Genomic DNA, 14,502 nt, shown 5'->3' on the forward strand with positions numbered 1-14,502 from the left:
TTTCCTTGGATTTCCCTCACTGCGATCGAGAGCATGCACGTACTGGTAGTGGAAGACGATGCCGTGCTGGCCGACGGGCTGGCGCGCGCGCTGGCCGGGCACGGCATGGCGGTGGACGTGGTGCGCCACGGCGACCAGGCCGACCAATTGTTGCAGCGGCCCGGCGCGGCCGACGTGGTGGTGCTCGACATCGGCCTGCCCGGCATCGACGGTTTTGAAGTGGTGCGCCGGCTGCGCCTGCGCGGCGGCACCATCCCGGTGCTGCTGCTGACGGCGCGCGATGCCATCGAGGACCGGGTGCAGGGCCTGGAGCTGGGTGCCGACGATTACCTGGTCAAGCCGTTCGCCACGGCCGAGCTGGTGGCGCGGGTGCGTGCCCTGGCGCGCCGCAACGCGCCCAAGCCCACCGTGCTGGCGCTGGGCGACCTGACGCTCGACACCACGGCCAAGCGCGCCCGCATCGGCGAACGTGTGATCGAGTTGTCGGTGCGCGAATGGGCCGTCCTTGAATACCTGTTGCAACATGGTTCGCGCGTGGTGTCCAAGCAGCAGATCATCGACGCCATCCTGCCGTGGGGCGACGACCTGACGCTGAACGCGGTGGAAGTCTACATCTCGCGCCTGCGCCTGAAGATCGCCGACGCCGGCATCAGCATCCGCACCATCCGCGGCTTTGGCTACATGCTGGAAGCGGTCGCGCCCGACCATGCCTAGCATCCGCCTGCGCCTGCTGCGCTGGCTGATCGGGCCCATCCTGCTGCTCAACCTGGCCGGCGGCGCGCTCACCTATCTGCTGGCGTGGATGCCGGCCCAGGCCGCGTTCGACCAGTCGCTGTCGGATGCGGCCGGCGCGCTCGGCGCGCGCCTGGCGCGCGATGACGGCGGGCGCTGGCGGATCGACTTGCCGCGCCAGGCCGAGCAGGTGCTGCGCAACGACCAGACCGATGCCGTGTTCTTCGCCGTGCGCGCCGGCGCTGGCGCCAGCGCCGGCGCACTGCTGGCCGGCGACGCCGACGTGCCGGCGCCGCCGGCCGCCCACGTGAGCGGCGCGGTCCAGGGCGTGTCGCCGGCCTACGACACGGTGATGCGCGGCGAAGCCGTGCGGGCAGTGGCGCTGCGGCCGGCGCCGGACGGCCCCGTTATCACGGTCGCCAAGACGCTGCGCAAGCGCGGCCAGGTGCGCGCCGCCATCGTGCGCGTGCTGCTGTTGCTGGAGGCGGCCTTCACGCTGGCCTCGGTGGGCCTGATCTGGTTTTCCGTCACCAATGGCCTGGCGCCGCTGAACCGCATGCGCGCCGACCTGAACGCGCGCGCTGGCGACGACCTGTCGCCGATCCGCGCCGAGCGGGTGCCGTTCGAACTGGGGCCGGTGGTGCTGGCCTTCAATGGCTTGCTGGACCGGGTCAGCGATGGCGCGCGGGCCCAGCATGATTTCCTGGCCAATGTGGCGCACCAGTTGCGCACCCCGCTGGCCGGCCTCAAGACCCAGCTCGAATGGCTGGCCCAGCGCCATGCCGAGCCGGACACGGCCCAGTCGGTGCGGCTGATGCTGTCGTCCACCGAGCGCATGATACGGCAGACCAACCAGTTGCTGGCGCTGGCGCGCGCCGAACCGAGCCACTTCGAGAAGACCCGGCTGGAGCCGGTGGCGCTGGCCAGCCTGGTGGAGGAGGCGGTCCAGCATTTCGTCGAGCAGGCCGCCCTCAAGCACATCGACCTGGGCTTCGACCTGGCGCCGACCCTGGTGCAGGGCGACCGCTTCCTGCTGCGCGACCTGATCGACAACCTGATCGACAACGCCATCCGCTACACGCCCGCGCATGGCACGGTCACCGTCAGCTGCCACCCGGTCGCCGGCGGCGGCATGCTGGCGGTGGAGGATTCCGGCCCCGGCATCCCGCCGGCCAAGCGCGACCAGGTGTTCAGCCGCTATGTGCGCCTGGACGACAAGACCCATGGCAGCGGCCTGGGCCTGGCCATCGTGCGCGACATCGCGCAGGCCCACGGCGCCACCATCACGCTCGACGCCGGCGCCGATGGCCGTGGCGCCCGTTTCGAGGTGCGTTTTCCCGCCTGAGTGGCGCAGCACCGCTGCGGCGGCCGCCATTGGAACCCTGCCGGGACCACTGGCGCATGCATAAAAAAGCAAGCGCTTGCCATTTGTCAGTGATTTGTCAGCATTTCCTCAGGGAAATGCAAGCTGGGGGCGCTACCATACTCGCAAGCAGATGGTTTGCCGGCGCGGTGCCGGCCCGCATCAATCTTGGGAGCATGGCACATGAAGCGTATCCAGCACGGTTTTACCCTGGTCGAAGTCCTCGTCACGGTGGTGATCGTTGGTATTTTGATGGCCGTCGCCATGCCGGCCTACAACGATTACGTGATCCGCGGCCGCCTGACGGAGGCGTTCTCGGCGCTGGGCACGGCGCAGCCGGCGGCCGAGCAGTTCTGGTCCAACAACCGCACCTATGTGGGTTTTGACACGGCCGTCAACTTCCCGGCCGGCACCGCCAACTTCACCTACGCGCTGAGCGGCGCATCGGCCTCGGCCTACAAGGTGACGGCCACCGGCATTGGCAAGGTGGCCGGCTTCGTCTACACGATAGACCAGAACGGCACCCGCACCACGGACGCCAGCCCCGCCGGCTGGGGCACCAGCACCACGTGCTGGGTCGACCACAAGGGCGGCACATGTTCCAACTGAACAAGGGCTTCACGCTGATCGAGGTGCTGATCACGCTCACGGTGTTCGCCGTGATGCTGGCGGTCGGCATCCCGGCCATGAGCACCTGGGTGCTCAGCAGCAAGGCGCGCGCGGCCAGCGAGTTCTACCAGGAAGGCTTCAGCATGGCGCGCCGCCAGGCCGTGGGCCACAACGCGGCCAGCCGCATCGTGCTGACCACCAACGCCACCAGCGGCCAGATGGACTGGCAGGTCGATATCTGTTTTCCCCAGCCTGGCCTGCCGTGCAATGACGGCGCGGGCGGCTGGTCCACTGTCACCACCCCGGCCGACAACGATCCCGAAGGGGCCAACGGCTTCAAGTCCGTGTTCCGCGCGGCCGACAGCCTGCCATCGACCGAGGTGCTGACGCCGACCTATGCGCCCGAGGGCGCTTCAAAAATCTATTACACGGCGCTGGGCTGGGTCGACACCAGCTATGCGCTCAACCTGACGCGCCTGCGGCTCGATCCCGGTCCGCGTTACGTGAAGGCGGTGCCCACGGTGGCGGTGGCCGTCACGCTGGCCGGCATGGCCAGCAAGTGCGATCCGACCGTGGCCGACGGCGATTCCCGGGGGTGCCCACCATGAACACGATTGCGTTGCGCCGCCAGGGCGGCGTGGCCCTGCTGGAAGTGATGCTGGCCGTGCTGCTGCTGGGCATAGGCTTGCTGGGCACCATAGGCTTGCAGGCGCGCGCCTATTCGGCCCTGTCCGACGCCAGCATGCGGGCCGAGGCCACCATGGCCACGGAAAAACTGCTGGGCGTGATGAACGCCGACCTGGTCAACGTGGCTGCCGGCAATTACGTGTTCGACGGTTCGGCCGCGCCCAGCACGGCGCTGGCGCCATGGGTGGAGGAAACCCAGCGCTATATTCCGGGCGCCATCATCACGGTGGCCGTGGCGGGCCAGGACCGGCGCTACCAGGTCGACATCGCCATCCGCTGGACGCGCAAGAATGGCGGCGATGAAAACGTGCACCGCGTTACCTCCTACATCGGTTTCTGACATGACGACTGCTCTTTTCCCGCGCCGGCGCGGCGGCTTTTCGCTGGTTGAACTGATGGTCAGCGTGGTGGTCGGCATGCTGGCGCTGCTGTTCGCCACGCGCCTGATCACCAACGCCGAGGTCAACCGCAACGCCTCGCTGGGCGGCTCCGACGCCATGCAGAACGGCATGCTGGCCCTGTTCTCGATGCAGAACGACGCGGCCCAGGCCGGCTGGGGCCTGAACGATCCGCTGGTGGCCGGCTGCGACACGGTGTTCACCGACGCCAATGGCTACACGCTGGCGCCGGCGCCGCGCAACGGCGTCGACATCACGCCGATGTCGGCCGTGATCATCGAGGATGGCGGCGCCAATCCCGATCGCATCAGCTTCTACACGGGCAGCTCGCCGGCGGCCGTCGGTTCCGTCAAGAACACCCAGCAGTACACGGGCGGCAGCAGCATCCGCACCACCTCGCGCCCGCCGTACAACTTCAATCCGGGCGACGTGCTGCTGGTGGCGCCGGAACCGGCCGGCGCCGACCGCTGCGCGCTGGCGCAGGTGGCGTCCATCCTGCCCGCGCCGAACGATGACACGATCGATTTCTCGCCGGGCGGCGCCTACCGCTTCAACACGGCGGCCGGGCTGGGCGCCACTTTCCAGCCCAGCCAGGCCCGCATCTACAACCTGGGACCGGGCAGCCGGCTGGCCTTCCACAGCTGGTCGGTCAACAACGGCATCCTGCTGCTACGCGCCACCGACCTGGCCGGCGCCTCGCAGCAGCCGGTGTCGGTGATCGACAACGTGGTGTCCATCAAGGCCCAGTACGGCTTCGACACGCGCGTGCTGCCAAGCTACGATCCGGCGCCGGACAAGGATGGCATCCAGGTCGGGCAGTGGAGCAGCACCATGATCAACGCCGACGGTGACGCCGACACGGGCGGCGCCGGCGACTTCCAGCGCATCGCGGCCGTGCGCCTGGCCGTGGTGGCGCGCAGCAAGAGCGCGGAGAAGCCGGACAGCCACGGCCGCTGCTCGGCCACCACGGCCCAGCCGCAGGTGTTCACCAGCGCCGCCCCGGCCGGGGTGACGGCGGTGCCCGTCACCGTCAACGTGGCCGTCGCCGGCGACCCCATCGACTGGAAGTGCTACCGCTACCGGGTGTTCGAAACCATCGTATCGCTGCGTAACGCGGAATGGAGGCCCTGATGTCATTGCCACACACGATGCCGCGCGCGTGCCGCCAGGCCGGCGTCGCCTTGCCGGTCATGCTGATCATGCTGACCGTGATGCTGATCGGCAGCATCTACCTGCTCAAGTCGAGCACCTCGACCACGCTCACGACGGCCAACCTGGCCTATGATTCCTCGCTCAGCAAGGCGGCCGACCTGGGCGTGCACACGGCCTTCGCCTGGCTCAAGGGCTTGCCCAGCAAGGCCGTGCTGACGGCCGACGTGCCAGCCCAAGGTTATGTGGCCACCCTGAACGGGGCCTGGACCGTCAGTTCGCCGGCGTTCTGGGCCGGCTCCGTCACCATCGCCGACACGGCCGGCAACCAGGTCGAATACGTGATCCACCGCATGTGCGACTTTGCCGGTGCGTACAACGACGTGGGGCCGCCCAAGAACAACTGCATGCTCAGCGCGGCCAAGTCGGCCGTCGCCGCGCCCACGCCGGTGGGCTCCAGCCTGGCCTCGAACGCGCCCAGCTACCAGGGACAGCCGCAACTGCACTATGTGGTCACGGCCCGCATTGCCGGCCCGCGCGGCGGCAATGTGGTGACCCAGGCCGTTGTGATGATGGGGCCGTAAGGCTGCTTTTTCAGATAGGAACGCTCATGAACTCCCTGCCCAATCTCATCCGCGCCACGCTGGGCGCCTGCCTGCTGGCGCCGCTCATGGCATGGGCCGGCCAGACCCAGATCGCCCAGGTGCCTTTGCTTAACATCACCGGCACGGGGACGGTCAAACCCAATCTGATGCTGCTGTTCGATAATTCGGGCTCGATGGACCAGTCCTACACGCCCGACTACGTGAACGACAACCTGTGCCGCTCGCGCTCCACGCTGGCGCAGGGCGTGACGGCCTGCAACGTCGGCCATCCGCCGTTCATGAGCCCGGACTTCAACAAGCAGTACTACAACCCGGCCATCCGCTACCAGCCGCCGATCCGCTCCGACGGCAGTTATTACCCGGAACAGACCTCGGCCAACACCAGCAGCTGGACCGTGGTCAGTGGCGACGGCTTCAATGCCCACAAGACCGACTTGTACGGCAACAGCTCGACGGCCATCAACCTGGTCAGCGGTTTTCCCGACCTGAAGTGGTGCGACCCCAGCAACAGCAGCTCGTGCCACACCAACACGGCCACCTACACCTACCCGGACAGCACCTTCACCAGCCCCGTCGCCATCAGCACCGGGCCGTACTACTACACCATCGGCGTGGCCCAGTACTGCTCCGACGCCACCATGACCAGTTGCGTGTCGACTTCGGCGGGGGCGGCCGCGCCGGCCGGCTATCCGATCCCGGCCAAGGTGCGCTGGTGTAACAACACCTTGCTCACCAATTGCCAGGCCAAGCGCGTGGGCAGCTACATTTATCCCAGCTATTCGACGGGCAGCGGCGCCGTGGCCGCCTACGGCACCATCGCCATCGGCGCCTCGGCCTCCTCGTCCTCGCTCACCATCTCGTCGGTGACCATCCCCGACCCCACCACGGCGCGCACCATCACCAGCGGCACCGTCACGGCCAGCACCGGCACCAACACCGCCATCAAGCAGCAGAACATGGCCGCCGCGCTGGCGGCCAGCATCATCGCCAGGACCGGCCTGACCAACCAGTACTATGCCTGCGTCAAAACAGCCAACAGCGGCCAGCCGTCCGTGCCCACTTGTTCCAGCGCCTTCGGCATCAACCTGACGGCCGACAACGTGGTGGCCGTGGTGCCCGTCATCTGCAGCGGCAGCAAGTCGCTGAGCAACTGCGTGACGATCACCGACAATTCGCGCGCCGGCTGGGGCATCACCGTCACCGCGCCGTCCGTCACGCCGACCCCGGCCACTACGGGCGTGCCGCCCACGGCCCTGCTGGCCGTATCGGGGACCACGGCCAACAGCGGCAGCCCCACCGTCTCCAGCGTCAAGCTGGGTACGGCCACCGTGATCAGCAACGTGGCCATCGGCCGCAGCGCCCCGGCTACCACCATCGTGTCCACGCTGGCGACGGCCATCGGCGCGACCGGCACCTACCGCGCCTACCCGGGCGGCAACGCCATCACGTCGATCTGCGCGGCGGCCTCGCCCAGCACCTTGTGCCTGCTCGACACCTCGGCCACCACCAACGGCGCCACGCCCTCGGCCTCGGGCCTGAGCAACGTGACCTTCACCGGCACGGCCGCCACCAGCGCGCCCGATGCCATCCCCACCACCACGGCCGCCTTGTCGACCGGCTCGGGCGCGCCCAGCACCTTCACGCGCGTCAACCTGGTGCTGGGCCAGACCTATCCCAAGGGCACCGACCGGGTTGATTGCGTGGCCTCGCCCGGCGTCTGCACCTACAACGAGGAGATGACCAACTTCGCCAACTGGTACGTGTATTACAAGACCCGTTTGCAGATGATGAAGACCTCGGTCGGCATCGCGTTTTCCGCCATTACCTCCAACTACAAGGTCGGCTACGTCAAGCTGTCCAACGCGGGCGCCGGCGCGGCCATCGACATGGTGCCGGCCGACTTCACGGGTTCGTCGCGCGCCACCTGGTACACCACGCTGTACAACACCACCACCTCCGGCTCGACCCCGATCCGCACGGCGATGGACAATGTGGGCCGCATGTTCGCCAACCTCAGCCCGTACAACTATGCGGCCGGTTCGGAAGTGGTGCAGTACCCGTGCCAGCAGAATTTCATGATCCTGACCACGGACGGCTACTGGAACGGCAGTTCCACCAACAACGTCGTCAACAACGACAACGTCGAGAACGCGAGCCGCTTCTGCACCTACGCGCGCGGCTGCGTGGACGCGCGCGCCCAGTCGCAGCCCTCGATCTCGGACGTGTCGCTGCACTGGTATAACGGCGGGTCGGACACCAGCACCGTGTCGCTGCGCCCGCCGCTGGAGCCGGACATGAGCAAGCCCGGCTCGGTGCCGGCCGGCCCCGGCGAGAACACCCACCTGCACATGAACACCTACACGCTGGGCCTGGGCGTGGATGGCGTGATGACCTACGAGCCAAACTACGATACGGCGCCCAAGGCCGGCGGCGACTTCTACAACCTGATCACGCGCGTGTCGTCGGGCTGCCAGTGGAACGGCGGCGGCGCCTACGTGTGGCCCGACCCGGACGTGACCAACACCGCCAGCACCGTGCAGGAGCGGGTGGACGACCTGTGGCACGCGGCCATCAATGGCCACGGCAAGTACTTCAGCGCGTCCCAGCCCAAGGAAGTGGTGCAGGGCCTGAGCGCGGCGCTGGCCAACATGCAGATCCGCCTCGGCGCGGCGGCCGCCGCGGCCACCTCCACGCCCAACATCTCGCTGCAGGACAACGACATCTTCTCCGACACCTTCACCACCGTGAAATGGTATGGCGAACTGTCGGACAAGAAGATCGATCCCACCACCGGCGACGTGGGCTCCGCCTACAGCTGGATCAGCTCCGACACGGTGGGCCAGAAGGTGGCCGCCAGCACGGACACGCGCCGCATCCTGATGCTGGACCAGTCCAACACGGCCCTCACGGACTTCTACTACAGCAATATGTCGGGCACCCAGACGGCCTGGTTCGACAACAAGTGCGCGGCCCTGTCGCAGTGCACGCTGCTGTCGGCCGCCGACAAGGCCATCGTCAACGCCGGCGACAACCTGATCGGCTGGCTGCGCGGGCGCCAGCAGTACGCCGACAATACCCACTTCCGGGCCTACACGATGACCACCAACACGCCGGCCGGCGCCACCGGCCCCGTGCCCATCGTGCTGGGCGACATCGCCTCGTCCAAGCCGGCCTACCTGCGCGACCCGCGCAAGAACTATCCGGACTCCACCTACGCCCAGTTCAAGCAGGACCATGCGGGCCGTCCCGGCACCGTGTTCACGGCCGCCAACGACGGCATGCTGCACGCGTTCGATGCGGCCAGCGGCAACGAGGTGTGGGCCTATGTGCCGCGCATCACCCAGCACAAGCTGTACGCGCTGGCCAGCACCACCTACGGCACCAACCACCAGTTCAGCACGGACGGCTCGCCCGAGCTGGCCGACGTCAAGCTGGGCACCAACTGGGCCTCGGTGCTGGTGGCGGGCCTGAACGGGGGCGGGCGCGGCTACTATGCGCTCGACGTGACCGATCCGGCCAACCCGCAAGCGCTGTGGGAACTGTGCGCCGATTCGACCGTGTGCGCCCACAGCGATCCCGATATCGGCCTGTCCTTCGGCAACCCGCAATTTGGGGTATGGGGTGGCAAGTGGGTGGTGTTCCTCACTTCCGGCTACAACAATGTGCCTGGCGTCGATGGCGTGGCCGGCGGCAGTGGCCTCGGCTATCTGTTCATCGTCGACGTCAAGACCGGGGCCATCCTGAAGAAGATCTCCACCGGTTCGGGCGACACCACCACGCCGTCGGGCCTGGCCAAGATCACCTCGATCAGCACCGATCCCAATATCGACCCCAATACCACCTACATCTACGGTGGCGACAACCAGGGCCAGATGTGGCGCTTCGACCTGACCAGCCCGAGCGGCGCCGTGACGGTGCTGAAGATGGGCGACGCCGGCACCACCCAGCCCATCACCACCCGGCCCGACGTGACCCTGTGCGAGGTGCAGAACACCACCACCACGGGCGGCGTGACCACCACGACCACCAGTGCCCAGCGCGTGGTGCTGTATGGCACGGGGCGCCTGCTGGACCTGCCCGATATCAGCGATACGGACACCCAGAGCCTGTACCTGCTCAAGGACAGCGGTAGCACCGTCACCAACATCCGCGGCGCCACCATGGTGCAGCAGACCCTGAGCGTGGCCGGGTCGAGCAGCAACACCCACACCTACGCCATCACCAGCAACCCGGTCGACCTGACCCAGAAGGATGGCTGGTTCTTCGACTGGAACCTGAATCCCGGCGAGCGCATGAACCTGGACCCGCAGATCGTCAGCGGGGTGGCCAACGTGGTGACCAACATCCCGTCGTCCTCGTCCTCGTGCCAGGTGGGCGGCTCCAGCAATGCCTACCAGGTCGACGTCTGCACCGGCAACGCCATTCCCGGTAGTCCGGCCGGCGCCACGTTGTCGAACACTTCGGCGGCGGTGGGCTTCATCATCATCCGCCTGCCGGCTGGTGGGCTGAAGATGATCTCCACCATGGCCACCGGCGAAACCAAGACCACCTCGCTGCAGGAATTGAAGTCGGCCGAGGCGCACCGGGTGGGCTGGCGCCGGGTGAAGGGCGAGTGAGGGGCAGCTGGGAGGCAGATAAGGGGCGGGCGGGGCGGTGCAGGCCGGCCCGCGCCCGCAAACAATTCACACGAACGGGCCGACTGCCGGTAAAATCGTGGGTTTTTTGCGGGGCCATATCATGGTCACCAATATGGCAAACGATACCGAAAACACAACACCTGACCAGATCGACGACGCAACTCCCTCAACCAGCGCCAAAACCCCGGCCCTGATCGCGCGCGAAGTGCAGCGTCGCCGCACCTTCGGCATCATCTCCCACCCCGACGCCGGCAAGACCACGCTGACCGAAAAGCTGCTGCTGTTCTCGGGTGCGATCCAGATGGCCGGCACCGTCAAGGCCCGCAAGAGCGGCCGCCACGCCACCTCGGACTGGATGGAGATCGAGAAGCAGCGCGGCATTTCCGTGGCCTCCTCGGTGATGCAGTTCGAATTCCGCGACCACGTCATCAACCTGCTCGACACCCCCGGCCACCAGGACTTCTCGGAAGACACCTACCGCGTACTGACGGCCGTGGACTCGGCGCTGATGGTGATCGACGCGGCCAAGGGTGTGGAAGCGCAGACCATCAAGCTGCTCGACGTGTGCCGCATGCGCAACACGCCGATCGTCACCTTCATGAATAAGATGGACCGCGAGACGCGCGATCCGCTGGAACTGCTGGACGAGCTGGAATCGGTGCTCAAGATCCAGTGCGCGCCCGTGACCTGGCCGATCGGCATGGGCAAGAACTTCCGCGGCGTGTACCACCTGCTCAAGGACGAGATCATGCTGTTCAAGGCCGGCGAGGAAAAGGCCGACGGCGCGTTCGAGATCATCAAGGGCATCGACAATCCGCGCCTGCAGGAGATGTTCCCGCTGGAGATGGACCAGTTGCGCATGGAAGTGGAGCTGGTGCACGGCGCCTCGCACCCGTTCGACCTGGAGGAATTCCTGTCGGGCGTGCAGACGCCGGTGTTCTTCGGTTCGGCCATCAACAACTTCGGCGTGCGCGAGATCCTGTCGGCGCTGGTGGATTGGGCGCCCGCACCGCGTCCGCGCGACGCCACGGTGCGCGAGGTGGACCCGGTCGAACAGCCGTTCACCGGCTTCGTGTTCAAGATCCAGGCCAATATGGACCCGGCCCACCGCGACCGCATCGCCTTCCTGCGCGTGTGCTCGGGACGCTTCGAGCGCGGCATGAAGGTCAAGCATCTGCGGCTGGGGCGCGAGATCAAGGTCTCGTCCGTGGTCACCTTCATGGCATCGTCGCGCGAGCAGGTGGAGGAGGCCTATGCCGGCGACATCATCGGCCTGCCCAACCACGGCAACATGCAGATCGGCGACAGCTTCTCGGAAGGCGAGATGCTGACCTTCACCGGCATCCCGTACTTCGCGCCGGACTTCTTCCGTTCGGTACGCATCCGCAACCCGCTCAAGATCAAGCAGCTGCACAAGGGCTTGCAGCAGCTGGGCGAGGAGGGCGCGGTGCAGGTGTTCAAGCCGGTGCAGGGCGGTGAACTGGTGCTGGGCGCGGTCGGCGTGCTGCAGTTCGAAGTGGTGGCCAGCCGCTTGATGAACGAATATGGCGTCGACGCCGTGTTCGAAGGCACCAGCATCAGCAGCGCGCGCTGGGTGTCGAGCGACGACAAGAAGGCGCTGGCCGACTTCGAAGCGGCGCTCGGCCACAACGTGGCCTACGACGCGGCTGGCAACATGGCCTACCTGGCCACGTCGTCGGTCAACCTGCGCCTGACGGAAGAGCGCTGGCCCAAGCTGAAGTTCCACGCCACGCGCGAGCACTCGGCCAAGCTGGCCTGACCCGGCGGCGCAAATACGGCGGCAAAAAAAAATCGGGGTGCGTCCCCGATTTTTTTTGCCCCGCATGTCGCTCAGGCGGCCAGGAACTGGCGCCGTTCGGACAACAGCCGTTCCAGCACCTCCGGCGCCATCGGCTTGGCGAAGTAATAGCCTTGCATGACGTCGCAGCCGGCCTCGCGCAGGAAGCGCACCTGCTGCTCCGTCTCCACCCCTTCGGCCACCACTTTCAAGTTCAGGCTGTGCGCCATGGCGATGATGGCCGTGGCGATGGCCGCGCCGTCGCCGGGCACGTCGTTGACGAAGCTGCGGTCGATCTTGAGCTGGTCGATGGGGAAGCGCTTCAGGTAGGCCATCGATGAATAGCCGGTGCCGAAATCGTCGATCGACAGATGGATGCCGGCCATCTGGATCTGCTGCATCAGCGCCAGGTTGGCGTGCACGTTCTCCATCAGCACCCCTTCGGTGATCTCCAGTTCCAGCAGCGCCGGCGGCAGCCCCGTCTCGCCCAGGATGGCGTGCACGTCGGCCATCAGGTCGTTGTCGCGGGTCTGGCAGGCCGACAGGTTGACGGCCACGTGGCTGATCTCGTCGAGCAGGCCGGCCCGGTACCAGGCGGCGGCCTGGCGGCAGGCAGTCTGCAGCACCCAGCGCCCCAGCGGCACGATCACGCCGCTTTCCTCCGCCACGGGGATGAATTCGGCCGGGCTGACCGGGCCCAGTTCCGGGCAGGTCCAGCGCGTGAGCACTTCCAGGCCCGTCATGCGGCCGCTGCGCACGTCGATCTGCGGCTGGTAGTGCAGGCTCAGTTCATTGCGTTCCAGCGCGCGGCGCAGGTTGGCCTCCAGCTTGAGCCGCTTGCGGGCCAGCTGTTCCATCTCCGGCTTGAACGTCTCGTAATCGTTCTTGCCGCTGTTCTTGGCGTAGTACATGGCCGTGTCGGCGCCGCGCATGAGCGCCTGCTCGTCGCGCGCGTACTGCGGGTAGACGTTCACGCCGATGCTGGCGCTGACGTACAGCAGGTGATGTTCGAGCTGGAACGGGGTGGCCAGTGCGTGCAGGATCTTGCGCGCCACGGCGTCCGGTTCCGTTTCGTCCTCGTGCGGCTCGACGATGACGACAAACTCGTCGCCGCCGATGCGGCAGATCACGTCCGTGGTGCGCAAGGTGTCGGTCAGGCGCCGCGCCACCATCTGCAGCAGCGCATCGCCGCTGTTGTGGCCCAGCGTGTCGTTGACCACCTTGAAGTTGTCCAGGTCGAGCAGCAGCAGCACCACGCTGGTCTCCTGCCGGTCCGCGTGTTCCAACGCCGTGGCCAGCTTGTCGTTGAAGGCGTTGCGGTTGGGCAGGGCGGTGATGGGGTCGACGTGGGCCAGGTAGTGCAGGTGGTCTTCGGCCCGCTGCACGGCGCGCCGCATGCGCGCCACCAGCAGCCAGGCCAGCGCGTAGGAGCCGGCCGCCACCACCAGCGTGAAGCCGGTGAAGCTGGCCAGGCGCCGGTACAGCGGCGCCATCGAGGCGCGGATCAGCACCGTGCCGATGCGCGCGCCGTTGGCCTCCACCGGTTCCGTCACTTCCACGTGGCGCGCGTTGAATTCATGGTGCGGCGCCGGCAGCGGCAAGCCGGAGGCCGGCACGGTGTTGGCGGGCAGGCGCTGATAGCTGGCCAGCAGCGCGCCGGCCGGGCCGTAGATGGCGGCGCTTTGCACGTTGGGCGAGGCGGCCAGTCCGGCCAGCGTTTCGGCGCCGGCGCTGCGGTCCTGGAACAGCAGGGCGGCGCTGCTGTTGCTGCCCACGATGCGGGCCTGCACCTGCAGGTCGTCCACCAGCGCGCCGCGCAAGGCGATGAACTGCACCACGATCAGCAGGATACCGGCCAGCGCCAGCGCGGCGCCGGCGGCCAGCATGTTCAGGTGCGCCACGCGCCGGCCCAGCGCGCGCGAGGTGATCTTGGCGCGCGTCTTCATTGCACGCTCCTGGCCAGGCGCAGCAGCTTGGAGCTGATGGTCAGGCGGGCCTGGCGGGCGGCCGCCAGGTCGGCGTCGAACACCACGCGCGCGTGGTCCATGGCCAGTGCCAGCACGGCGCCGCCGGCCCCGATCACGCGGTCGTCGGCCACGGTCAGCACGCTGGCCCCGGCCAGTTCCGGACGCAGGCTGTTCCACCGTTCGCGGTCCTGGCCATCGAGGAACAGGATGTTGCAGGCGCGCGCCGCGGCGCCGCTGCCGGGCTGGCGCAACTGCACCCGGTGGCCGTTGACCTGCTTGTCGCCCAGCGCGGCCAGCGCGCCCTGCATGGCATTGCCCGGATAGGCGCACAACTGCAGCGGCGCGCCGCCCGGCAGCGCTTCGGCCGGCCATTCCGTGAATACGGCGAAGTTGAACACGAAGGCCGCCTTGACGGCGTATTCCGTCACCTGTGCCGAGGCCGGGCCGAAGGTGCAGCCGCAGCAGGCCGCCAGCAGCAGTCCGCGCAGCCAGCGCCGCGACAGCGTGCGGCTGGCGCGGGGTGTCTGGGGGAACGTGGCGGCGCGCTGGCTCATGGC

General features: G+C 67.6%; 11 protein-coding genes. 9 read left to right on the forward strand and 2 right to left on the reverse strand.

Annotation, left to right across the window (positions count from 1 at the left end):
- The first annotated feature begins 33 nt into the window (after positions 1-33).
- The 9 genes from H3H37_RS10760 to H3H37_RS10800 all read left to right on the forward strand — a co-directional run bounded on the left by H3H37_RS10760 (position 34) and on the right by H3H37_RS10800 (position 11,960).
- Positions 34-714: a response regulator transcription factor gene (locus H3H37_RS10760; RefSeq protein ID WP_182162234.1), complete on the forward strand. Its 681-nt coding sequence runs from the start codon at positions 34-36 to the stop codon at positions 712-714.
- Positions 707-2,077 carry a sensor histidine kinase gene (locus tag H3H37_RS10765; RefSeq protein WP_182162236.1) on the forward strand — a complete coding sequence of 457 codons (1,371 nt, stop codon included), beginning with the start codon at positions 707-709 and terminating at the stop codon, positions 2,075-2,077. The genes H3H37_RS10760 and H3H37_RS10765 overlap by 8 nt, the downstream gene beginning before the upstream one ends.
- 201 nt (positions 2,078-2,278) lie before the next feature.
- On the forward strand, positions 2,279-2,704 hold the full coding sequence (locus H3H37_RS10770; protein ID WP_182162238.1) for a type IV pilin protein: 426 nt from the start codon (positions 2,279-2,281) through the stop codon (positions 2,702-2,704).
- Complete coding sequence (locus H3H37_RS10775; protein WP_182162240.1) at positions 2,692-3,312, forward strand: pilus assembly FimT family protein; 621 nt, start codon at positions 2,692-2,694, stop codon at positions 3,310-3,312. The genes H3H37_RS10770 and H3H37_RS10775 overlap by 13 nt, the downstream gene beginning before the upstream one ends.
- Positions 3,309-3,731 carry a type IV pilus modification protein PilV gene (gene pilV / locus H3H37_RS10780; protein ID WP_182162242.1) on the forward strand — a complete coding sequence of 141 codons (423 nt, stop codon included), beginning with the start codon at positions 3,309-3,311 and terminating at the stop codon, positions 3,729-3,731. The genes H3H37_RS10775 and pilV overlap by 4 nt, the downstream gene beginning before the upstream one ends.
- A 1-nt stretch (position 3,732) precedes the next feature.
- Complete coding sequence (locus H3H37_RS10785) at positions 3,733-4,920, forward strand: PilW family protein (RefSeq protein WP_182162244.1); 1,188 nt, start codon at positions 3,733-3,735, stop codon at positions 4,918-4,920.
- Positions 4,920-5,522: a pilus assembly PilX family protein gene (locus tag H3H37_RS10790; RefSeq protein ID WP_229218772.1), complete on the forward strand. Its 603-nt coding sequence runs from the start codon at positions 4,920-4,922 to the stop codon at positions 5,520-5,522. The genes H3H37_RS10785 and H3H37_RS10790 overlap by 1 nt, the downstream gene beginning before the upstream one ends.
- 26 nt (positions 5,523-5,548) lie before the next feature.
- Positions 5,549-10,159: a PilC/PilY family type IV pilus protein gene (locus H3H37_RS10795; protein WP_182162248.1), complete on the forward strand. Its 4,611-nt coding sequence runs from the start codon at positions 5,549-5,551 to the stop codon at positions 10,157-10,159.
- Between the two features lie 133 nt (positions 10,160-10,292).
- Entirely contained in the window at positions 10,293-11,960 is a 1,668-nt protein-coding gene (locus H3H37_RS10800) for a peptide chain release factor 3 (protein WP_182162250.1), read from the forward strand.
- A 71-nt stretch (positions 11,961-12,031) separates the two neighbouring features.
- Here the strand turns inward: H3H37_RS10800 and H3H37_RS10805 are convergent, their stop codons facing one another.
- Together H3H37_RS10805 and H3H37_RS10810 are read right to left on the reverse strand one after the other, a co-directional pair.
- The gene (locus H3H37_RS10805; protein WP_229218773.1) at positions 12,032-13,924 is read right to left on the reverse strand and encodes a putative bifunctional diguanylate cyclase/phosphodiesterase; all 1,893 of its coding nucleotides are present in this window, start codon (positions 13,922-13,924) and stop codon (positions 12,032-12,034) included.
- Complete coding sequence (locus tag H3H37_RS10810; protein ID WP_182162252.1) at positions 13,921-14,499, reverse strand: YfiR family protein; 579 nt, start codon at positions 14,497-14,499, stop codon at positions 13,921-13,923. The genes H3H37_RS10805 and H3H37_RS10810 overlap by 4 nt, the downstream gene beginning before the upstream one ends.
- Positions 14,500-14,502: the final 3 nt, after the last annotated feature.

The sequence above is a fragment of the Rugamonas brunnea genome (genome assembly GCF_014042345.1).
In the GTDB taxonomy this organism is placed as follows: domain Bacteria; phylum Pseudomonadota; class Gammaproteobacteria; order Burkholderiales; family Burkholderiaceae_D; genus Rugamonas; species Rugamonas brunnea.

Bases quoted from the DNA above. Each gene is read 5' to 3' on its own strand.
- H3H37_RS10805 (WP_229218773.1), bottom strand. From the start codon at position 13,924: ATGAAGACGCGCGCCAAGATCACCTCGCGCGCGCTGGGCCGGCGCGTG.
- H3H37_RS10760 (WP_182162234.1), top strand. From the start codon at position 34: ATGCACGTACTGGTAGTGGAAGACGATGCCGTGCTGGCCGACGGGCTG.
- H3H37_RS10800 (WP_182162250.1), top strand. From the start codon at position 10,293: ATGGCAAACGATACCGAAAACACAACACCTGACCAGATCGACGACGCA.
- H3H37_RS10785 (WP_182162244.1), top strand. From the start codon at position 3,733: ATGACGACTGCTCTTTTCCCGCGCCGGCGCGGCGGCTTTTCGCTGGTT.
- H3H37_RS10770 (WP_182162238.1), top strand. From the start codon at position 2,279: ATGAAGCGTATCCAGCACGGTTTTACCCTGGTCGAAGTCCTCGTCACG.
- pilV (WP_182162242.1), top strand. From the start codon at position 3,309: ATGAACACGATTGCGTTGCGCCGCCAGGGCGGCGTGGCCCTGCTGGAA.
- H3H37_RS10775 (WP_182162240.1), top strand. From the start codon at position 2,692: ATGTTCCAACTGAACAAGGGCTTCACGCTGATCGAGGTGCTGATCACG.
- H3H37_RS10810 (WP_182162252.1), bottom strand. From the start codon at position 14,499: ATGAGCCAGCGCGCCGCCACGTTCCCCCAGACACCCCGCGCCAGCCGC.
- H3H37_RS10795 (WP_182162248.1), top strand. From the start codon at position 5,549: ATGAACTCCCTGCCCAATCTCATCCGCGCCACGCTGGGCGCCTGCCTG.
- H3H37_RS10765 (WP_182162236.1), top strand. From the start codon at position 707: ATGCCTAGCATCCGCCTGCGCCTGCTGCGCTGGCTGATCGGGCCCATC.
- H3H37_RS10790 (WP_229218772.1), top strand. From the start codon at position 4,920: ATGTCATTGCCACACACGATGCCGCGCGCGTGCCGCCAGGCCGGCGTC.